17 protein-coding genes are annotated in these 20,353 nt (G+C 46.6%); 4 read left to right on the top strand and 13 right to left on the bottom strand.

What is annotated here, in order from left to right; all coding sequences use genetic code 11:
* Positions 1 to 170: 170 nt before the first annotated feature.
* The 3 genes from M1L23_RS07545 to rlmJ all read right to left on the bottom strand — a co-directional run bounded on the left by M1L23_RS07545 (position 171) and on the right by rlmJ (position 3,683).
* Entirely contained in the window at positions 171 to 701 is a 531-nt protein-coding gene (locus tag M1L23_RS07545) for an Mpo1 family 2-hydroxy fatty acid dioxygenase (protein ID WP_252626735.1), read from the bottom strand.
* A gap of 132 nt (positions 702 to 833) precedes the next feature.
* Positions 834 to 2,813: a bifunctional 2',3'-cyclic-nucleotide 2'-phosphodiesterase/3'-nucleotidase gene (locus M1L23_RS07540; protein ID WP_252626734.1), complete on the bottom strand. Its 1,980-nt coding sequence runs from the start codon at positions 2,811 to 2,813 to the stop codon at positions 834 to 836.
* Between the two features lie 15 nt (positions 2,814 to 2,828).
* Complete coding sequence (gene rlmJ / locus M1L23_RS07535) at positions 2,829 to 3,683, bottom strand: 23S rRNA (adenine(2030)-N(6))-methyltransferase RlmJ (protein ID WP_252626733.1); 855 nt, start codon at positions 3,681 to 3,683, stop codon at positions 2,829 to 2,831.
* 190 nt (positions 3,684 to 3,873) lie between these two features.
* On the opposite strand from rlmJ, the gene M1L23_RS07530 reads away from it, so the two are divergent.
* The 3 genes from M1L23_RS07530 to M1L23_RS07520 all read left to right on the top strand — a co-directional run bounded on the left by M1L23_RS07530 (position 3,874) and on the right by M1L23_RS07520 (position 9,454).
* A complete protein-coding gene (locus tag M1L23_RS07530) occupies positions 3,874 to 6,057 on the top strand; it encodes a M3 family metallopeptidase (protein WP_252626732.1) in 2,184 nt (727 codons plus the stop codon).
* A 202-nt stretch (positions 6,058 to 6,259) separates the two neighbouring features.
* Entirely contained in the window at positions 6,260 to 8,818 is a 2,559-nt protein-coding gene (locus M1L23_RS07525) for a penicillin acylase family protein (RefSeq protein ID WP_252626731.1), read from the top strand.
* A 66-nt stretch (positions 8,819 to 8,884) separates the two neighbouring features.
* Positions 8,885 to 9,454, top strand: a complete 570-nt coding sequence (locus M1L23_RS07520) for an isochorismatase family protein (protein WP_252626730.1) — start codon at positions 8,885 to 8,887, stop codon at positions 9,452 to 9,454.
* On the opposite strand, the gene M1L23_RS07515 is transcribed toward M1L23_RS07520, so the two are convergent.
* From M1L23_RS07515 to cysE, 8 genes are all read right to left on the bottom strand, one after another.
* Entirely contained in the window at positions 9,446 to 9,808 is a 363-nt protein-coding gene (locus tag M1L23_RS07515) for a Na+/H+ antiporter subunit G (RefSeq protein ID WP_252626729.1), read from the bottom strand. The genes M1L23_RS07520 and M1L23_RS07515 overlap by 9 nt on opposite strands.
* A 32-nt stretch (positions 9,809 to 9,840) precedes the next feature.
* Positions 9,841 to 10,110: a K+/H+ antiporter subunit F gene (locus M1L23_RS07510; protein WP_252626728.1), complete on the bottom strand. Its 270-nt coding sequence runs from the start codon at positions 10,108 to 10,110 to the stop codon at positions 9,841 to 9,843.
* Positions 10,104 to 10,643, bottom strand: a complete 540-nt coding sequence (locus tag M1L23_RS07505; RefSeq protein WP_252626727.1) for a Na+/H+ antiporter subunit E — start codon at positions 10,641 to 10,643, stop codon at positions 10,104 to 10,106. Before M1L23_RS07505 ends, M1L23_RS07510 begins: the two co-directional genes overlap by 7 nt.
* Positions 10,640 to 12,145 (bottom strand): monovalent cation/H+ antiporter subunit D, encoded by a 1,506-nt coding sequence (locus tag M1L23_RS07500; RefSeq protein ID WP_252626726.1) that lies wholly within the window; start codon positions 12,143 to 12,145, stop codon positions 10,640 to 10,642. The genes M1L23_RS07505 and M1L23_RS07500 overlap by 4 nt, the downstream gene beginning before the upstream one ends.
* A complete protein-coding gene (locus tag M1L23_RS07495) occupies positions 12,142 to 12,513 on the bottom strand; it encodes a Na+/H+ antiporter subunit C (protein WP_252626725.1) in 372 nt (123 codons plus the stop codon). The genes M1L23_RS07500 and M1L23_RS07495 overlap by 4 nt, the downstream gene beginning before the upstream one ends.
* Before the next feature lie 12 nt (positions 12,514 to 12,525).
* Positions 12,526 to 15,312 carry a monovalent cation/H+ antiporter subunit A gene (locus M1L23_RS07490; RefSeq protein WP_252626724.1) on the bottom strand — a complete coding sequence of 929 codons (2,787 nt, stop codon included), beginning with the start codon at positions 15,310 to 15,312 and terminating at the stop codon, positions 12,526 to 12,528.
* An 85-nt stretch (positions 15,313 to 15,397) separates the two neighbouring features.
* A complete protein-coding gene (gene cysK / locus M1L23_RS07485) occupies positions 15,398 to 16,366 on the bottom strand; it encodes a cysteine synthase A (protein ID WP_252626723.1) in 969 nt (322 codons plus the stop codon).
* Between the two features lie 2 nt (positions 16,367 to 16,368).
* Positions 16,369 to 17,181, bottom strand: a complete 813-nt coding sequence (gene cysE, locus M1L23_RS07480) for a serine O-acetyltransferase (protein ID WP_252626722.1) — start codon at positions 17,179 to 17,181, stop codon at positions 16,369 to 16,371.
* Positions 17,182 to 17,298: 117 nt separating this feature from the next.
* Between cysE and M1L23_RS07475 the strand changes: the two genes are divergently transcribed.
* Positions 17,299 to 18,609: a metal-dependent hydrolase family protein gene (locus tag M1L23_RS07475; RefSeq protein ID WP_420840633.1), complete on the top strand. Its 1,311-nt coding sequence runs from the start codon at positions 17,299 to 17,301 to the stop codon at positions 18,607 to 18,609.
* A 50-nt stretch (positions 18,610 to 18,659) separates the two neighbouring features.
* Here the strand turns inward: M1L23_RS07475 and M1L23_RS07470 are convergent, their stop codons facing one another.
* Entirely contained in the window at positions 18,660 to 19,112 is a 453-nt protein-coding gene (locus M1L23_RS07470; RefSeq protein ID WP_252626721.1) for a DUF2489 domain-containing protein, read from the bottom strand.
* Entirely contained in the window at positions 19,112 to 19,582 is a 471-nt protein-coding gene (gene yihI / locus M1L23_RS07465) for a Der GTPase-activating protein YihI (RefSeq protein WP_252626720.1), read from the bottom strand. The genes M1L23_RS07470 and yihI overlap by 1 nt, the downstream gene beginning before the upstream one ends.
* Between the last annotated feature and the right edge of the window lie 771 nt (positions 19,583 to 20,353).

Below are 20,353 nucleotides of genomic sequence, written 5' to 3'. Positions count from 1 at the left end.
CAATTAATCCACTTAGCACTAAGATACCAAGGCATCGTTAGGCAAACAATAGAAAACAACACTATTCAACGATTATTTTCTTAATTGTTCGCTATTTTACCCTTATATAGCAAAGACTCACATGCTTGTTTGCAATTTATTTGCATTGTTATGCCTTTTATCTTAGCTGTTCAGTTTTTTGAGCTTGTTGGTGGCATGTTTGGTAACAGAATTGCCACCTTGCCCTCTACCTTTTTGTACAAAGATTTACGCAAGCCTAGAAAAAACAACACTTCCGCAACAACAAATAAAGGCCCAATAACGAGCCCCATAATGTCATCGACAAAGGCCGGCTTACGACCTTCATAACCATGGCCAATAAACTGAAAAACCCAGCCGACAATAAACAGCCCTATACCTAAACTAAGCCACGTTGGCGTACTTAATGCGGCAACTGAATGGCCAAGCCATAAGGTTAAAGCCAATATAGCCGCCATTAACACCCCAAGCGCTAGGTCGAGCATTAAGTAATAAATAACACCTGCGGCAACTAAGGCTATTGCTGGCGTTACATAAAAACCAGCGAACACCCACTGGGGTCGTGACAGTAAAGCTAATAAAGCAATAACGATCAAGGGTATACCCACCATATGGGTCATAACATTACGACCGTCACGATGGTAACAAGAATACATTGCCAACTGGTCAACTACAGACTTCATTGCAACTCACCTCGTTGATATTATTATTAGAATTGATTAGCGCTACTGTTAGCTTGCCGCATAAACAGTATAGTGTATATAAATTAAAACATTCGATGTTTTTTGTAAGTTTTCCTACTGTTTTAAAGCCTGCTATTTGCCAATTGGCAATTCATAGCGCCCATAGGCTCCTTCCGATTCTACAAAATGCAGGCCTTTATACAACATGGCTTCTGCATGCGCTTGCTCGTTATCGGCAGAACGCACAAATGCCTTAATTGGTGTTGGGCTATATAGGCGCCAATTCCAAACGCGGTTTATGTTTATTCGCCCTTCAGCTTGTGCTTGCTCACGCCCATAGGCAGCAATTGCCTCTCTTACTTCAACTGCTCCTTCATATACAATTGTTTCGCCATTCAGGCCGGGGAAATGACCACCGCCACCTGCACGGTAGTTATTCACCATAACAATAAACTGGTTTTGGTTTGTAACTAACTTACCTTGGTAACTTAACTCTTTCACCCGATGTGAATTGGGATTAATCAATTCACCCTTTTGATTGTACCGAGGCGGCTGGGTTACATCGAATACGTAATGAACCCCAGATATAACGTCGAAGTTAAAACTTGGGTAATTACTTAATAAATTCTGTGCATGGCTAGTACTGGTATCAAGTGTATTAAATGCCAATGCTGACATTTCAAGCCATTCTCGCAGCTGCCCGCCTGAAACTTTTACTGCCTGTAGTATATTCGGATACACATATAGGTCGGCCAAGTGGCCTAAAGTTATTTCCCCCGCAGGGATATTGGTATAGTCGTCGGCACTTTGAAACCCATTCCGAAAAGGTGCCGCGGCCGACAAAATAGGCAAGTTAGCGGGTAGCTGCCCTTCTGCTTGTAAATTTTTACCAAACCAAGTTTGTGCCGCATTTATCAGTGCAGTTGAGCTGTCGGGGAATACCCGCGCAAAAAAACTATTAACTGGTTGGTTTGTTTTTGTTAGGGGTTCGTTCAGCATGTGCAAGGTTGCTTCATGGGACTCTTTTATTAGCAGTGCCAGACCTTCGTCGAAGGCTTCGGTTACTGCCCGTAATTCCGCTTTACCATTGGTAACCTGCCAACCTAATTCGTTTTTCTCTAGGGTTAAGTCGATAACACCTAAGTGGCTACCCCAATACCCCGGCGAAACCGCCGGTATGCCGTGTACCAAGCCTTGCTGGTTGTCTACTAAGGGTAAATTGTCGTAACTAGGGTCGCCCGGAAAAAGCCGATGCTGATGACCAAACAAAATGGCGTCAATGCCTGGCACTGCGCCAATTTGCCGAGTTGCTTGCTCGGAAAACTCCGCATAACGTGCATGGTCATTTAAGCCTGAATGAGGAATGGCAACCACAATATCAGCTCCTTCAGCGCGCATTTTAGGCACAAAGTGTTGTGCTGCAGCAACCATGTCACGCACATAAACCCGGCCATTTAAATGCATGGCGTCCCAACTCATTATTTGTGGTGGCACAAAACCAATCACCCCAATATGAATTGTTTGCTTATTTCCGGCTTGGTCAACAAAGTTACGCTTTAAAATAACATAAGGCGGCACTAATGGGTTTTTCCAGTCTTCAGTACGCATACCTGACATTGCTTCGGTTGCAGCCATAAATACACTGGCGCTGACATAGGGGAAGCTTGCTCCAGCAAGAGTTTTATCGAGAAATTCTAAACCAAAGTTAAATTCGTGGTTGCCTAAATTAGCGGCGTCGTAATTTAAGTAGTTTAAAGCGGCAATAACCGGGTGAACCTGAGTAGCAAGATATTCGGCGCCCTGTTCTGCTACCCAATCACCAAGTGCGCTACCTTGGATAAGGTCGCCATTATCGAACAATAGGGTATTCGGCTGTTCTGCCCGTGCTTGGTGAATAAGCGCCGCAGTGTGGGCTAGGCCATAACTGGCCGTGGGTTGCTGGCGAGTATAGTCAAAGCCCAACATATAGGCGTGTAAGTCGCTGGTTTCTAATAGCCGCACATGTACTGGTGCTGGCGCACTTGCGGTATTGCTGGCACAGCCTATTACGAACACCATAAGTAACGCTGCTATTGATACGCGCAGACCGTTACTAATTAAGTTTTTACTCACTTGTTTAGCCCTCGTTTAGTTGGCGCTATTAAATTGCTTTAAACGGTGTTCTGTCGGTTTACCCAGCGCCTTGGCAAAAGGTTGAAAAATGTCAGCCAATTGCTGTTCTAACTGCCATGGCGGATTAACAATCAATACACCCGAGCCATACATACCCCAGTCGCTGATGCGCTCTTTATGTACCCATTCACTTTGCAATACCGGTGCAGCAATATTTTTCGTTAAGCGTTCGCATAGTGCAAGGTGTTTGTCGGCCGGCAGTAATGGGTACCACACCAAAATAACAGCATGGCGGCTTTTCTTTAGAATGTCCTGCACTGTGGTAGCCACGTCGGTGTATTCCTGCGGCAATTCGTAGGCAGGATCAATTAGTATCAATAAACGTGGGGTTTTCGGCGGTAACATGCGCACCACCCCACTTAGGCCGTCGCCATGCACCACAAAGCCCGTGTGATCTTTATTTAACGACGCTAAGGCTTTATGTTCACCGGGGTGCAGTTCGAATACCGTATGGCGGTCGTGGTGGCGGCGCAACGACGACATCCAATGGGGCGAACCAGGGTATTGGGCCAAGCTTGCGCTGCTAACACACCCCTTATGTAAGCGGTCGAGCTCAGCAAAATAGTGCTGCCATGCCGCTGCAGTTAGCACCTTGCGGTGCGTTATAGTTTCACTTACTCCGGTAACGTATTCTTGGCGTTTTTGCGCTTGGTCGTCGTGTAGGCTGTACAGCCCCTTACCAGCATGGGTATCGAAAAAATGAATAGCGGCTTCTTTTCTCAGCAAGTATTGGCTTACGGCAATGAGCGTTAAGTGTTTATGTATGTCGGCGGGGTTGCCCGCATGATAACCGTGTTGATAACTCAGCATATTGTAATTTCACGTGGCGAAATAGAAAGCCTATAGCCTACCCGTTTTCTGTTTTTTTGTCGTGCTTCGCAACATAGGTCATTAAAGGAAGTGATTGAGCGTTTGCCCTCATCCTGTTATGTTAACCCGTTATAATTGGCTGTCGGCGTTGCTGGCATGCCGCCCATATTCCTAGAGAGGAGAGAGCACCATGCGTTTATCCATGATAGCCGCAGCGGTCGGGTTAGCTGTTACCCTGAGCGCCTGCAGTGACTATGATAGCCAAGTTTCTAAATCAAGTTCCCAAGAGGCCAGCGTGCAAGAAGCTGTTCAATTAGCAAGTAGTAATCCTTTTTATGCCGTCAGCACATTGCAGTATGGCGCCCCAGACTTTACTAAAATTACTGATGCCGATTATGCACCAGCCTTTGAAGCCGGCATGTCGCAACATGCGGCCGAAATTCGTGCCATTGCTAATAATCCCGCAGCACCTTCTTTCGACAATACCATTCTTGCAATGGAAACCAGTGGCCAGCTTTTAGGCCGTGTTGCTGCAGTTTTCTACGCTATGTCGTCGTCGACCAGCAATGAAACAATTCGTGCATTACAAGGTGAGCTTGCACCTAAAATGTCTTCGCATAATGACGATATTTATTTAAACAAAAAGCTGTTTTCACGGGTAGACAGTTTATACCAAAACCGCGACAACCTTGGCCTAGACGCTGAAAGCAAACGCTTGGTTGAAGTTTACCACGAGCGTTTCGTGCGTGCAGGTGCAAACCTAACCGAAGACCAAATGCTCAAAATTAGGGCCTTAAACGAAGAAGAGTCAACCTTAACCACTCAGTTTCAGCGTAATACCCTTGAAGTGGGTAATGAACGCGCACCTATTTTTGATTCTGTCGAAGAATTGGCGGGTTTAAGTAGCGCAGCTATTCAGAATGCCGCTGATCGCGCTGCTAGCATGGGCTTAGAGGGCAAGTATGTATTGAGCTTAAGCAATACCACCGGTCAAGCGCCGCTAGCCGAAATGACTAACCGTGAGTCGCGTAAAAAACTATGGGAAGCTTCTGCTTATCGTAGTTTAGGCCGTGACGGTGGTATCGACAGCCGCCCTATTGTTACTCGCCTTGCTGAATTGCGCGCTGAAAAAGCCGCTATTTTAGGTTATGACTCTTTTGGTCATTACCGCCTTGAAGCAGCCATGATCCAAACCCCAGAGCGGGCGCGGAAAATGTTAGTCGACATGGTGCCTGCTGTACTTAATCAAGTTGAAAACGAAGCCAAACGTTTGCGCAAGCAAATTAAAGATATGGGCATGGACCACGAGCTAGAGCCGTGGGACTGGGCATTTTACGCCGAGCGTGTACGCGAAGCTGATTACAACCTAGACCCAGCTGAAGTTGCTCAATACTTTGAGTACAACCGCGTATTACAAGACGGTTTATTTTACGGTATGGGCCAGGTGTACGGCATTAGCTTTGAACGTCGGAACGACTTACCTGGTTACCACCCCGACGTAGAAGTGTATGAAGTATTCGACAAAGACCAGTCTAGCCTTGGTATTTTCTACGCCGACTATTTTGCCCGCGACGGCAAACGTGGTGGTGCTTGGATGAGCTCCTTTGTTGGTCAATCGCATTTAGAAAACACTAAGCCGGTTGTTTACAACGTAATGAACATTCCTAAAGCGCCTGAGGGCCAGCCAACGCTGATCTCTTGGGACAACGTAACCACTATGTTCCATGAAATGGGCCACGGTGTGCATGGTTTGTTCTCCGACGTAAACTACCCAACCTTGTCGGGTACTGCTGTGCCCCGTGACTTTGTAGAGTCGCCGTCGACCTTCCACGAAGGCTTTGCCCTCGACCCGAAAATTTTGCCTAACTTCGCAAAGCACTATAAAACTGGCGAGCCTATTCCTAAGGCCTTATTAGATAAGGTACTTGAGGCAATGAGCTTCAACCAAGGTTTCAGCACCTTAGAGTACATGGCAGCAGCCTTAATTGACTTGGAATATCACGCTTTAGCTAAAGGCGAAACCATTGCTGACGTAGAAGCGTTTGAACAGCAAGCCCTTGCAAAATACGGCATGGACATTAGCTATGTACCACCGCGTTACCGCTCGGGTTACTTCTCGCACATATTCTCAGGTGGGTATGCCTCGTCGTACTACGCTTATATGTGGTCTGATGTACTCGCTTCCGACGCCTTTGCCTATGTGAAAGCAAATGGTGGAATTGGTAGTCAAGCATTACAAGACTACCGCGATCGTATTTTGTCGAAAGGTGGCACCAAAGAAGCCCTAGACTTATACCTCGACTTCCGTGGTCAAGAGCCAGACACGCGCCACTTGCTAATAAGCCGTGGTTTACTCGACCCTGAGGCAGAATAACACCCTTAAAGAAATAAAAGAGCGGCTTTAGCCGCTCTTTTTTTTACCCCGAATTCAGCGATTCTGTTGGCCTGCAACGTTAAAACAGCGATAAAGTGCTTTATTCACATGTTCAAACAGGTTTGACCAGCGCCGTTTTTTTGCTAATACTGGAAAATGAATTTCCCTAACAACTTAAAAGCAACAATTAAGGGTACTTAATATGCAAAAGCGCAAAACTTTAAAGTGGAGTTTGCTTGCTACCGCCTGTGTTATGGCACTAAGCGGCTGCTTTACTAGCTCAACATCATCTGGGCTCGACAGCAATGTGGCAGTAAACCCACCCAAGCCACCTGCCCCGCCCGCCCCACGCGACCCTGTAACAGTAACCGCGTTTGCTCCGGGTGAATTAACCGCTAACATTCGTAGAACTGAATTTGGTGTTCCTTATATTAAGTCGGACAGCCTAGAAGGTATTGGCTACGGTACTGCTTACGCCTTTGCTGAAGACAACATTTGCGTATTAGCCGACCAAATAATTCGCTTTAATGGAGAACGAGCAAAGTACTTTGGCCCTGACGCTGTACCCGGTTCGGGCGACACTGCCAACGTTATTAACGACTTTATTTATAAAGCATTAGGCCTACGCGACATAGCCGATGCCAACCTAAGTAGCTTAAGCGAAAACTCTCGTGCCTTAGTGTCTGGCTATGCGGCTGGTTACAACGCTTACCTTGCTGAAGTTGGGGTGAACGGTGTTGCTCCGCCTTGCCGCGGCATGCCCCACATGCAACCTATTGAGCCAGCCGACATGTTAACCTATGCCTTAGGCGTAGCCTTACTACCTGGCGCAGCAAACTTCCTAGACCCAATGTTTATAGCGGTACCACCGGGTGAAAGTTATAACCCTACACCGGTTATGCCTGGCTCACTGGCCTTTGAAATGGGCATCGACTTAGCCAGCATTGTGCCACCTGAGCCAAACCCTGAAGAGCTTGGTTCAAACGGTTGGGCGTTAGGTAGTGATATAACCGAAAACGGCCAGGGTATGTTGCTAGCGAACCCACACTTTCCACACACAGGAAACCAACGCTTTTGGCGCTTTGGGGTAGAAATTCCTGGCGAAATGAAAGTGGTAGGCGGTTCGCTTTCAGGTATGCCTGGGCCAGTTAACATTGGCTTTAACGAACACATTGCTTGGACCCATACCTTCTCTACTGCCGAACGCTTTTTGGTGTATCAGCTAGAACTCGATGAGTCTGATCCTGAGCGCAAAACTTACTTGGTAGACGGCCAACCCCGCACCATGGAAGAGAAAACCGTTACCATTACCGTGGCCACCGGTCCTGCTTCAAGTATTAAGCTACAACGCACTTTTTATACCAGCGACTTTGGTCCGTTGCTAAGTATTCCAGGTCAATTCCAGTGGGGCATGAACTTTCAAGGCACCACCTCGGCTTTTGCTCTTTATGATTCAAACTTGCCTAACTTTGAATTGCTCGATCAGTGGCTGGCTTTAAACCTAGCCCGTGATACCGATGAAATTGGCGATATTATGAATCGTCATACGGGCGGCTTAATATTCAATAATATTATGGCCTCTGACTATCGCGGTAAAACCTTCTATGCCGACGGCTCTAGTGTTCCGAACCTTAGTGCTGCCGCCTTGAATGAAATACGCACCAACCCTGTATTAGCTGCCGTACGCTTACAAGCGCCCTTTACTCTAGTACCAGGCAACAGCATGGAATTCATGCCCAATGGCCGTGTACCGGGGAACAAAGCGCCACGCTTAACTCGTAACGACTTTGTGCAAAACTCGAATAACAGCTACTGGTTAACGAACCCGAAAGCACCTTTAGCTACGTCTAACTTTGGTGGTACCGTTGACGGTAAAGACTTCCTATTGTTTGGGCGTTTTAATAATGAGCAAACCTTGCGTTCACGCATGGGCCAGAAAAAACTCTTTGGCCTACGCGATGTAACTCTAGATATGCTTGAGGAAACCCTACTCGACAACAGCGCCTACTTAGCCGACATTGTGTTAGACGACTTAGCTGCTTACTGTGCTGCGAACTCAGGCCCTGTAACCACTGCGCAAGGCACCGTTGATATAACTGCTGGCTGTTCTGCCTTAGGCCTATGGGACAAGCGCATGAATAAAGACAGCGTTGGTGCTGTGTTATTCCGTGAATTTGCCCAGCGGTTTAATACTAACCCGCAGTGGGTGGTGCCTTTTGATCGCACCAAGCCAACCACAACGCCACATACCTTAAAAACCAATAGCACCGTACTACAACAGCTTGCCCTGGCAATACAAACCGTTGAAAGTGCAGGTTTTGCCGTAGACGCACCCTTAGGTGATGTGCAGTTTGTTGAGCGTAGCAACCCAGACGGTACCCCTAGCGGTGTTCGCCTGCCTTGGGCTGGTGCCAATAACATTGAAGGTGGCTTTAACGTGTTCCGTTCACAGGGTAAAGACGACGGTACTATTTTACCGCGCCACATTTACCCAAGCTTACCGGGTTCACAGCTAAGCACACAGGGTTACCACATTACTAGTGGCTCAAGCTGGATGTTTGTAATGCGCTTCACCGATAATGGTCCTGAAGGCCGTGGCTTGCTTACCTACTCACAGTCATTTAACCCATTGTCGCCGCATTTTATAGACCAAACCGAGTTCTATTCACAAGAGCCTCGTTTAGCCCCTATTTGGTGGCATGAAGACGACATTGCCGAACATACCATTCGCACCGTCGACTTAGCTCCTCCGCCAAACTAGGCTTAGTTTTTCAACCACTCACAAGCCGGCATTTAATGTCGGCTTTCTTTTATAAGGTACTTCATAATGAACCCACTACGGCTGTTAGAACACCACAGTTTTGTGCTGGTAATTGATATACAAGGCAAGCTGGCTCGCATTATTGACCAAGGCGAGGCCGTTATTAAACGTAATCAGTGGCTATTAACCATTGCCAACAAGCTTAATGTTCCCATTTGGTTTACTGAACAATACCCGCAAGGGCTTGGCGAAACTGTGGAGGAACTACTTGCTTGGCGCACTAAAGCCAATACCGTAACCAAAACCCGCTTTAGTGCCTATGAAACCTTGCAACAACATCAAGGTTTTAGTGCTTTTTTACAACAAAACCAAGGCCGCAACCAAGTGGTTATTACTGGTACAGAAAGCCATGTATGCGTATTACAAACCGCACTTGAATTTGCCCACCATGGCTGGTCGGTATTTATGGTAGCCGACGCGGTTGGTTCGCGCACAGCAGAAAGCAAAGCATTAGCCTTAGCTCGTATGCAGGAAGCCGGAATACAAATTATTAATGGCGAAATGGCGGTGTTTGAATGGCTAGACGACAGCGCGAGTGAGCGTTTTAAACAAATAAGCCGCAACTACCTACGATAAATTTTGGTCTTGCTGCTCTTCTTTGGCCGCTGCTTCAGACTCAATATATTCAGCGTCGTATTGCACTTTTAAGTGTAGCGCCGCTTTAGCAATAATATAAGCACTAGCTGGAGCGGTAATAAATAAGAACAACGACACTAAAAACTCTTGAAACTGAAAGGTGCGCTCTACTGCGGTAAAAAACAATACCGAGCCTAAAATCATGCCCCCCACACCTAACGTGGTGGCTTTAGTTGGTCCATGCAAACGGCGGAAAAAGTCTGGTAACTTTACTAGCCCAATAGAGCCTATTAACGCGAACAGTGCACCTAACAGAATTAATGCTGCCACCATATATTCAATAAACGTTGTCATAAACCGCCCTCTTTTGTTGCCTAATTCGAAATTTATTCAATAATGTCGCCGCGTAAAATATATTTCGATATAGCTATTGTGCCTACAAAGCCCATCATGGCTATTAACATAGCGGCCTCAAAGAAAATTAATGACCGCTGCGACACCCCTAATAAAACAATAAGCGCAATGGTGTTTATATACATGGTGTCGAGAGCCAGAATTCGGTCGGGTAAACTAGGCCCCTTAACTAAGCGATAAAGGTTAAGCAGCAAGGCAATAGCCAGCATAACCGACGCAATTAAAACCACCTTGTCTAACATTCGAAGATCTCCTTTAAGGGCCGCTCATAGCGATGCTTTATGTCTGCTGCCGCTTGTTCTACGTCGTCTACGTTGAGAGCGTGCACTAACAAACGCTTTTTGTCAGTGCTTAGTTCCGACGACACTGTGCCCGGTGTTAAGGTAATAGTTCCCGCTAACATAGCAATGGTGAAGTCATTTTTCACATCGAGTTCAACTTCAAAAAATTTTGCATTTAACTTTTTATTTGGTCCTAGTATTTGCACGGCAACAATAAAATTTGCTTTGCATATATCTACCAATACCAAAAGCAAATACATGCATAGCTTAAACGGCCTATGTACGCGTACTGCTGTGGGCCAAAAGTCTTGTACTAAATACGGAATACCTAGCGATAGGAAAATACCCAAAACCAAATGGCCCATGCTGGCGTTATTAAGCGACAACCAAATAAGCACCATAACTACACTTAGCACTGGGTGGGGTAACCACTTTTTCTTTTTTGGCAGTTCGCTTGCTTGCTCGTGTTGTTTTTGCCGTTCTTCATGAGTCATCGTGTTATGACCTCCGTACTTAGAACCGCATTAAAGTAGTGGGTTGGATCTATTAACTGAGTACCGAGCACTGCTAAGTAAGCTAACACTGGTTCGGCAAATATTACCAAGCCTATTGTGAGTAGCATTAAGCCACTAATACTGATCCAGCTGCTTATGGCAACCTTGGCTTTACTGTCTTTTAAGTCGGTTACCCGCCAAAACAAGGTGCTGCCCGTACGCCCAAAGGCAACAATGGTGGCCAAACTACCCACCAAGATAATAGTCCATAACCAAACTTGTGCGGCTCCTGTAGGGGTGGCTTTTAATAGCAGCACCTTACCAAAAAACCCGCTTAATGGCGGCATACCCACCAAGGCAATAGCCCCAATAAAAAAGTACACGGCTAGCAGCGTGTGCTGGCGAATTTGCGGCCCACGCACAATGCTGTCGGCCATGCTGCCACGTTGTAGCGCAATTACTTCGGTAAGCAGGAATAAGGCGGCTGTTATCCAGGTAGAGTGAATTAAGTAGTAGAACAGTGCCTGCATCGCGTCGGCGGTATTAATAGCTATTGCTGCTACCATGGTGCCAACAGAAATAATAATTGCGTAGGCAATTTGCATACGTACCCGCTTTGCGCCTAAGACGCCAACACTACCGGCTGCAATGGTTAGTAGTGCAATTGGCCATAGCCACGGCTCGAGTAAACCTACAATAGGCTGCTGATTAAAAATCATGCCGTGCACACGCACGATAGAATAAATACCTACTTTGGTCATAATGGCAAAAAGTGCGGCCACCGGTGCAATGGCGTTGGAATAGGCCCGCGGTAACCAGAAATATAAGGGAAGAATTGCCGACTTTAGGCCAAACACCAGCAATAAAACCAGTGCGGCCGCAGCAATAATAGGAGCACTTTCAGCCGGCACTTGAGTAACTTTAGCGGCTAAGTCGGCCATGTTCATGGTACCAAGCATGCCGTACACCACACCAAGGCCAATAATAAACAGGCTAGAGCCAACCAAGTTTAATACCACATAATGAAGCCCAGCTTTAGCCCGTTCTTTGCCGCCACCAAAAATAGTTAACGCATACGAAGCAATAAGCATAATTTCAAAGAATACGAACAGATTAAACAAGTCGCCGGTTAAAAACGCCCCATTTACACCCATGGTTAAAAAGTGAATTAAGGGCTGCAAATTGTCGTTACGTTCGGCTTTTACGTTAAACGTGAAAATAATACTGGCCACCACTAACACTGCGTTTACCAGCAGCATTAAACTGCTTAAGCGATCAGCCACCAGCACAATACCAAACGGTGGCGCCCAGTTTCCAAGTGCATATACTTCAATAATTCCGGCACCCGACTGCACCACAAACACTAACGACACATACAACAGTAGCAAAGCTGAAACTAAGCTAACCACACGGGTTACTTTTAAACTGCTGCGTGCTAAAAATACCAGTAACACCGCAGTTAATGCGGGCAATAAAATAGGCGCAATAAGTAAATGGCTCACGAATTGGCTTCCTCTTGGGCTTGTGTTTCAGCGGGCTCTGGTTCAGCTATGTCGATGCCGTCTACGTGGTCATTGCCTAAGTCGGCCCGAGCTCGCAACGCCAGCACAACCACAAAGGCGGTCATGGCAAAGCCAATTACTATAGCGGTTAACACCAACGCTTGGGGTAAGGGGTCTGTATGGGTGTCTGACATATTAATAACTGGGGGGGCGTTATAATGCAGCCGCCCCATAGCAAATAAAAACAAATTCACCGCATAGGTAAACAAGGTTAGCCCTAGTACTACTGGGAAAGTGCGGGCCCGCAGCATAAGGTAAATTCCTGTGCCGGTAAGCACCGCAATAACAATAGCTAAAATAAGCTCCAAGCTGAGTTCTCCTTATCCATCAACCCGTTCGGTTGTTGTAAGTTTACCCACATACGCCAGTATAAGCAGCGTTGTGGCAACCACGGTTAAATACACGCCAACGTCGAAGGGCAGCGCAGAAGACACTTCAAAGGTGCCAATAATTGGCAAGGTTATGTACTGGAAAGTCGAGGTTAGGAATGGGTAGCCAAATACCCAGCTGCCCATGCCGGTTACCCCAGCAACTAATATTCCCGCAGCTAACCAACGTGGGTAGTTAAAGTTCATTCGCTCATGTACAAACCCAACCCCACTGGCTACATATTGCAGAATAAGCGCCACACTGGTTATAAGCCCAGCAATAAAACCACCGCCTGGCGCGTTATGGCCACGCAAGAAGATATAAACCGATACCATTAACGCTAGCGGCAATAGAATACGTGCCATAACCGACACTAACGTGGGGTGCGGCTCGGTTGACCAGGCACGGCCTTCGTTGTCGGTCAGGGGCAGTGGCAAGTACAAGTTTCTCAACATATTGGCTATGCCTAAGCCCGCTATTGCCAACACAGTAATTTCGCCAAAGGTATCAAAACCCCGGAAGTCGACCAATATAACGTTCACTACGTTATAGCCACCACCTAAAAGTTTCGCATTTTCAAGGTAATAGCCGGCTATGGTTGTCATAGGCCGTGTAAGAATAGCGAACACCAATATACCAACCCCAACAGCAGCAACTGTGGCAATTATAATGTCGCGAATAACCCGCGGTGCGTTCGACTCGTTCAGCCTAGCCTTAGGCAAGAAGTACAGCGCCAGCATTAGTAATACTACGGTAACGGCTTCCACCGACAACTGCGTAAGGGCTAGGTCGGGGGCCGAGAAACGGGCAAATAGAATGGCCACCATTAGCCCCACCACACTTACAATAATAAGCGCACCAAAGCGATTATGGTGCACAAATACAGTGGTTAAGGCTGCAAACACAAGAATAAAACTGGACACCGAAGCAATTAGGTCTGGCTTGGTCATAGTTATGTCGCCCGTTAAGTGCTCTAAGGGCGCTAGCGCAAGTACCAGCATAAAACCAAATAGCATAACAATAAGGGCAATATACCGCTGTAGCGAACCGTTCTCTAGGCCGTTGGTAAAGGCATTTGCATGCCCCGCAAACCATTGCGTAAGGCCTTCAAAAATATGCAGTTCATTAAAGTCTGGTTGGTTATTATACCAGGTGAATAACTTAGCCCGAAACTGATACACCAACACCCCACCAGCTAATGCCAGTGCACTCATAAGTAATGGTGTATTTACCCCATGCCAAATATGAATTGTATAGGGGCTTTGTTCAAAGCCAAGCACCGCTGTTGCCGCAAGGTTCACGTAGTTACCCACCAACGGCTGTGCAAACAGGCCTACTGCAACACAAATAGAAATGAGCAGTATAACGGGTGCCATCATTAACTTAGAAGGTGCATGGGGCGGGAAAATGGGGGTTTTCTTCGCTTTACCGCCAAAAAAGGTATTGTGGGCGAAGCGCACTGAATAAAACACCGAAAACGTTGCCGCAATTGTTGCCACCAGCGGAATAAGCCAAGCAAAACCGCCAAACACGTCAACACCAATACTGGCGGTAAGCATCATTTCTTTGCTGAGGAAGCCATTGAAAAAAGGCACCCCGGCCATAGCTGCTGCACCCAGTACCGATAGCAAAGCAGTAAGCGGCATGAATTTATGCATGCCTTTTAGTATGCGTAGGTTGCGCGTGCCCGTGCCGTGGTCCACCGCGCCAGCCACCATGAACAACGACGCCTTAAAAGCTGCATGGTTCATAATATGGAATACAGCAGCCAATACCGCCAAGTCAGTACTAATACCAAATAACATGGTAATTAAGCCTAAATGGCTTACGGTGGAATAGGCTAACAGCCCTTTTAGGTCATGTTTGAACATGGCCATAGCCGCGCCATAGGTCATGGTAGTTAAGCCCGTAAGCGTAACTAATATTATCCATAAGTCGGTGCCACCAAGGGCAGGAAATAAACGTGCTAACAGAAAAATGCCGGCTTTTACCATGGTGGCTGAATGCAAGTACGCCGACACAGGCGTAGGCGCAGCCATGGCGTGGGGCAGCCAGAAGTGGAACGGAAATTGTGCCGACTTAGTAAACACGCCAAGTAACACCAGCACTAATATAACTGGGTACAACGCGTGTTGAGTAATTAAGCTATGAGCCGCCAGTACCTCGCTCAAATTGAAGCTGCCTACCACCTGGCCAATAAGAATCATGCCAGCCATAAGCGCTAAGCCACCACCGCCGGTTACGGCAAGGGCCATACGGGCGCCTTTGCGGGCTTCAGAGTCGTTTTGCCAATAACCTATCAGTAAAAATGAGGTTAGGCTGGTAAGCTCCCAAAACACCACTAGCAATAGAATGTTGTTTGACAGCACAATGCCTAACATGGCTGTCATAAACATTAAAAGCATAGAGTAAAGCTTGCCTAGGTTGTCGCCTTTACTTAAATAAAAGCGCGCATACCAAATCACTAAAATTCCTATGCCCGCTATTAACAAGGCGAACATAAGGCTTAAAGCGTCAACTCGAAAAGCTAGGTTTAGCCCTAGCGAAGGCATCCAGTTATAACTTACTGTAGTCAGTTCGCCATTGAGCACCATGGGCAAGTGGCTTAATGCTAACCACACCACAACCACAGGCGCAATTAAGGTAAGCACCGTGCATGCAGTACGCCCTAAACGGTCGCTTACCAGCGGCAGCCAGGCTGCCAAAATAGGTAAGAAAACAATTGCTAGTAGGGTCATAGGGGTTCGGTTCCTCTACCTATAAGCTAAACACCAAAACGCTCAGCATACCAATTTCTATCTTGCCGCGCCAAAATATAAACAACTACGGACTTAGCTCATGCGCGGAGAACCTGTCTTTAAACATAGGCGTACTTAAGTAACGTTCCGCTGAACTGGGTAGTATGGTTACTATCGTTTTATTTTTATATGCGGGAAATTCTTCCAGTAAGTTCACAATCGCGGCAACAGCCGCCCCACTAGATATTCCCGCTAAAATACCTTCTTTGCGCATTAATTGGTGGGCCATTGCTATGGCTTCATCATTATTTACGGTAAGCGCCCTATTTACGCAGCTAAGATCAAGGTTGCCCGGAATGAAGCCAGCCCCTATACCTTGTATTTTATGCGGGCCTGGTTGTAAAGGTATACCTGCTAGTGCTTGCGAAATAACTGCCGAGTCGGCGGGCTCTACGGCTATAATTTCAACCTTATGACCTGCTGCTTTAAAGTAGCGAGCCACCCCAGTAAGTGTGCCGCCGGTACCTACACCTGCCACAAACACGTCGGGCGCCTTACCAAGTGAACGAACAATTTCAGGGCCGGTGGTGCGCACGTGGATGTCGGCATTGGCTGGGTTATCGAACTGATGCAAGTGCAAATAAGTTTCTGGCTGCGTATTGGCTAATTCATTGGCGCGGTCTATGGCGCCCTGCATGCCTAATTCGGCGGGTGTTAGCTCTAGTTCGGCCCCGAGTGACTTAAGCAACTGACGCCGCTCTAAGCTCATGGAGCGTGGCATAGTTAGCGTTATTTTATAGCCCCGTGCTGCCGCTACGTAAGCCAACGCTATGCCCGTATTACCCGACGTAGCCTCTAGTAAATGCATGCCGGGCTTTAGTACACCGCGCTGTTCAGCGTCGAGCACTAAATTAGCCCCAAGCCGGCACTTTACGCTAGCCGACGGATTGCGGCTTTCCATTTTAGCCAACACATTGGTGCTATTAACCACTCGATTAAGTCTAACTAAGGGCGTATTACCTACACTTTCTGCATTATTGTTATATACGGTCATGTTTACTGCTCGTTGTTTTCATTTGCGTTAATGGCCTCAGTACCATTAGTTGAGTCGGCCAAAAACTCTTTTAATTCTATGGGAGTTAGTTCTGTACACACATCGCCGCCCAATTGGTTTACCGCACGGCAAAGTTCAGCCATACGCTCGTCCATTATATTCACATGATCAAGCAACCGCCCAATAGCTGTGGCTACGGGGTCTGGGTTATCGGGCGACACCGCATAAGCATCGAAACCAAACTTCTCTGCCATAGCGTCTAGTTTTGCTCGTTGTTGTTTATTTAAGTTATTATTTTCCCGCGTGGGGGTAACTAAACGGCCCGGAATACCCACCATAGTAGCGCCAGCAGGCACATTTTTGATAACAACCGAGTTCGAACCAATACGGCCATTTTCATGTACCGTAATGGGCCCTAATACTTTTGCCCCGGCGCCAATAACCACGCCATTTTTTAAAGTTGGGTGGCGTTTACCTGGCTTCCAGCTGGTGCCGCCTAATGTTACCCCGTGATACAGCGTACAGTCGTCGCCTATTTCTGCTGTTTCACCGATAACCACTCCCATACCATGGTCGATAAAAAACCGACGGCCAATAGTAGCTCCAGGGTGTATTTCTACCCCTGTTAGCCAACGCGCTAAAGTAGAAATAAAACGCGCCAGCCACTTAAAACGCCAGCGCCAAAGCCTATGGCTAATGCGATGAAACCAAATGGCATGCAAGCCTGGGTAGTTGGTGAGCACCTCAAAAAAATGACGTGCAGCAGGATCGCGCTTATAAACACTGGCGATATCTTCTCGAATACCAAATAACATATATTAGGATTACCTTGTTACTCTGCTATTGTGATTAGGTTTATAAAATAATAAACCTAGTATACCTTTTCATCGGCTTACCGGTGAAGCTTAGATCAACAATTGGAGGTTTTCGTGATACGAACTTTAATCAGCAGTGTAGTGCTCGTTGCCATAACCTGGTTCGCAGCACCTAGCTATGCAAATAACAGTGCAACTAATACCGCCGTTGTTATTCATGCCGGCGTGTTAATTGACGGTACTAGCGCAGCACCTCGCGAACAGGTAACGGTGCGAGTAGAAAACAACAAAATAGTTTCTATTCAAGCTGGCTTTCAACGCCCTAAGCAAGGTGACACCCTCGTAGACTTAACCGATGGCACCCTAATGCCTGGCTTTATCGACATGCACACCCACTTAACCAGCCAAATGGAACCGGGCTCTTATATTTATCGTTTTACTCATAACCCGGCTGACGTTGCTTTTCGCTCAGCACATTTTGCCGCAATAACATTAAAAGCTGGCTTTACCACTGTGCGCGACCTTGGCGACAGTTTTAATACCAGTATTGCTTTGCGTAACGCCATTCAAAAGAACCTTATTATTGGCCCACGCATTTATACTGCGGGTAAGTCGCTTGCTACCACGGGCGGCCATGCTGACCCTTCAAACGGGCTACGCGACGGCTTAAGTACCACGCCGACTCCAACCGAAGGTGTGCTGAATGGCCCCTTAGAAGCTAGACAGGCCGTGCGCCAGCGTTATCAAGACGGTGCTAACTTAATTAAAATTACCGCTACAGGTGGCGTATTAAGCTTGGCTGATAGTGGCGACAACCCACAGTTTATGGACGACGAACTAGAAGCTATAGTGCAAACAGCCCGCGACTATGGCATGCGTGTGGCAGTTCATGCTCATGGTAAAGAAGGTATGATGCGCGCCATTCGTGCCGGCGTAGACTCAATTGAACATGGCACTTACATGGACAACGAAGTGTTTGCCCTAATGCGTGAACATAAAACTTGGTATGTGCCAACTATTATTGCCGGTAAAACTGTAGCCGAGCGCGCCGAAATAGACGGTTACTTTCCTGAACAAGTGCGCCCAAAAGCTCGTACTATAGGCCCGCTTATTCAAGGCACCCTAAGCCGCGCTTATGAAGCAGGGGTTCGTATTGCCTTCGGTACCGACGCAGGAGTATTTGACCACGGTAACAACGCCTTAGAGTTTGTTTACCTAGTTGAAGCGGGTATGCCGGAGCTTGAAGCCATTCGTGCCGCCACCAGTAGTGCAGCAGAGCTACTAGGTGCTAGCGATATTTTAGGTACTGTTGAAGCCGGTAAACTAGCCGATTTAGTTGGTGTGCACGGTAACCCATTGCACAATATAGCTGTGTTGCGGCAAGTTGACTTTGTTATGAAAAACGGTGTTGTTTATAAACATCAATAAAGCTAAGCCGTAAATAATGCCTATGCTTAACTAACCTTGCATAGGCTTTATTATTTTCGCTCGGCTTTAATTAAGGCAATAACTTGCACCACGTCGGCCTGAATGCCTTCGCCAAGATCAACTTCTAGCTGTTCTCGTTCACGGTCCAGTTTGTGCAGCTCTTTCTTCGAAAGCTGCTTACGAGCGTCGTGGGTTGGCATATGCTTAATGCGTTCATACATTTCATGTATTTTAGGAAAACGTTGGGCAAAGCCTGCCTTTTCAGCATTAGGTAAGTTGTCTAGCAGCACCACCAGCCGAATACAGCCTTCCGACAATTCGCACTGCCCTTGCTGCATGGCCAAGCTTATGGTGGCAATGCTTTCATGCAAATAATTAAGGCGTTTCGCTTGGCCTGCAGCAACTTGCTGGTTTTGTTTATACAGCCGCGAAAACAAAATTCCCGCGTAAACACTCAGGCCAAGAATAATTAATACACCAACAGTAATAGCAACCCATATCATTATAATAACTCGCCTCCGTCGTATTCTTCTTCGTCGTCTAGATCAAGGCCAAGTATTTCAACCAGTTGTTGAAACCGCGCCAACTGTTGATCAACCCATGCTTGGTCTTCCGCGTGCAGTTCTTCACCGTCGTCGAGCGCGTCGAGAAAGTCTTGTAAACGCTCGTCGTTTTCTAATAAGGCAAGTTCTTCCGCTGGCGTTAAGTTTGGCTGCTCAGGTTTACTGCTTTGCTTAGGCAAAATTAACGCTATTGGTTTTTTGCTACCGTGGCGCGGATCTTTCGGTTGTGCACCTGCCTGTTGCCCATGTTGATTGCTGCCCTGCTTGTGACTAAAGCGGCTACCTGGTGGTAAACCTTTGTGCTTTAGCGGCTTTTTGGGGTTTTCAACAAGCTTTTTTTCCCGCTCTTGTTTCGGCGTTGAGCGAGTACCAACAGGACCTATTTTGCGTGTTTTCTTCTGGCGTGTCATAAAGCTCCAATGGAGTCATAAATAGAATATAGAATTAGCTATAGGATACCTGATCTCGGGCGGTTTCGGCAGGGCTTCGTGTAAGAATGTAAGCAATAAAAAAGGCGATGCACGCATCGCCTTTCAAAAGTTATTATTAGTAACCAAGTTATTAATAATAGTTGTCGCTTATTCTTGTTGTTCTCCCAGCGGGATTAAGCGCTGATAGACTCTCGCCACTTTTTCACGGTTGTTAATACAACCTCTTTTTATCGGCAGAGACTTTGAGTTACATGCAACCCTTCACGGCAAAACGCACACAGCGGTACATGTAAAAATTATTATTATTTCGCCTCCTGGCATTATTATTTTTCCTTTATTCTTACTTGAACTGAGCAGTTCAAGGCAGTTGCGACTGGTGAATCACCTTAATTATTGTTAATACTGTCGCAACAAGTCAACGTTGTTTTTATTGTTGTAATGTTAACGTTAACTAATTTTTTTTACCTAACTCTCTTCGGAGCTTTAGTAAATTTTCATCTTTAGGTTGCGTAAGGCATTGGGCAAAGAGCTAAAGACGCGAATAAGAGTACTTAATTCATTTTATATGGCAAGCTTTTTTTATCTCTTTTTAGTTTTTTAAGCCATATCTCTGTAAACTTTTAACTACACCACAAGCATACCATTTGTTATAGAAAGCAAAATTAGCATCGGCTCGGTCTTATGCTTACAATGCCTATACTACGTTTATCTTCGCAACCGCCGGTTACAATTATGGCGGTTAATTTTACT

This window comes from Aliidiomarina quisquiliarum, from assembly GCF_023922585.1.
GTDB classification, from domain to species: domain Bacteria; phylum Pseudomonadota; class Gammaproteobacteria; order Enterobacterales; family Alteromonadaceae; genus Aliidiomarina; species Aliidiomarina quisquiliarum.
The sequence above is the reverse complement of the archived record's forward strand: the minus strand, read 5'-3'. Positions and strand labels throughout refer to the sequence as shown.

Bases quoted from the DNA above. Each gene is read 5' to 3' on its own strand.
- yihI (WP_252626720.1), bottom strand. From the start codon at position 19,582: ATGACACGCCAGAAGAAAACACGCAAAATAGGTCCTGTTGGTACTCGC.
- M1L23_RS07520 (WP_252626730.1), top strand. From the start codon at position 8,885: ATGAACCCACTACGGCTGTTAGAACACCACAGTTTTGTGCTGGTAATT.
- M1L23_RS07530 (WP_252626732.1), top strand. From the start codon at position 3,874: ATGCGTTTATCCATGATAGCCGCAGCGGTCGGGTTAGCTGTTACCCTG.
- M1L23_RS07545 (WP_252626735.1), bottom strand. From the start codon at position 701: ATGAAGTCTGTAGTTGACCAGTTGGCAATGTATTCTTGTTACCATCGT.
- cysK (WP_252626723.1), bottom strand. From the start codon at position 16,366: ATGACCGTATATAACAATAATGCAGAAAGTGTAGGTAATACGCCCTTA.
- M1L23_RS07505 (WP_252626727.1), bottom strand. From the start codon at position 10,643: ATGACTCATGAAGAACGGCAAAAACAACACGAGCAAGCAAGCGAACTG.
- M1L23_RS07490 (WP_252626724.1), bottom strand. From the start codon at position 15,312: ATGACCCTACTAGCAATTGTTTTCTTACCTATTTTGGCAGCCTGGCTG.
- M1L23_RS07515 (WP_252626729.1), bottom strand. From the start codon at position 9,808: ATGACAACGTTTATTGAATATATGGTGGCAGCATTAATTCTGTTAGGT.
- M1L23_RS07470 (WP_252626721.1), bottom strand. From the start codon at position 19,112: ATGATATGGGTTGCTATTACTGTTGGTGTATTAATTATTCTTGGCCTG.
- cysE (WP_252626722.1), bottom strand. From the start codon at position 17,181: ATGTTATTTGGTATTCGAGAAGATATCGCCAGTGTTTATAAGCGCGAT.
- M1L23_RS07525 (WP_252626731.1), top strand. From the start codon at position 6,260: ATGCAAAAGCGCAAAACTTTAAAGTGGAGTTTGCTTGCTACCGCCTGT.
- rlmJ (WP_252626733.1), bottom strand. From the start codon at position 3,683: ATGCTGAGTTATCAACACGGTTATCATGCGGGCAACCCCGCCGACATA.
- M1L23_RS07510 (WP_252626728.1), bottom strand. From the start codon at position 10,110: ATGTTAGACAAGGTGGTTTTAATTGCGTCGGTTATGCTGGCTATTGCC.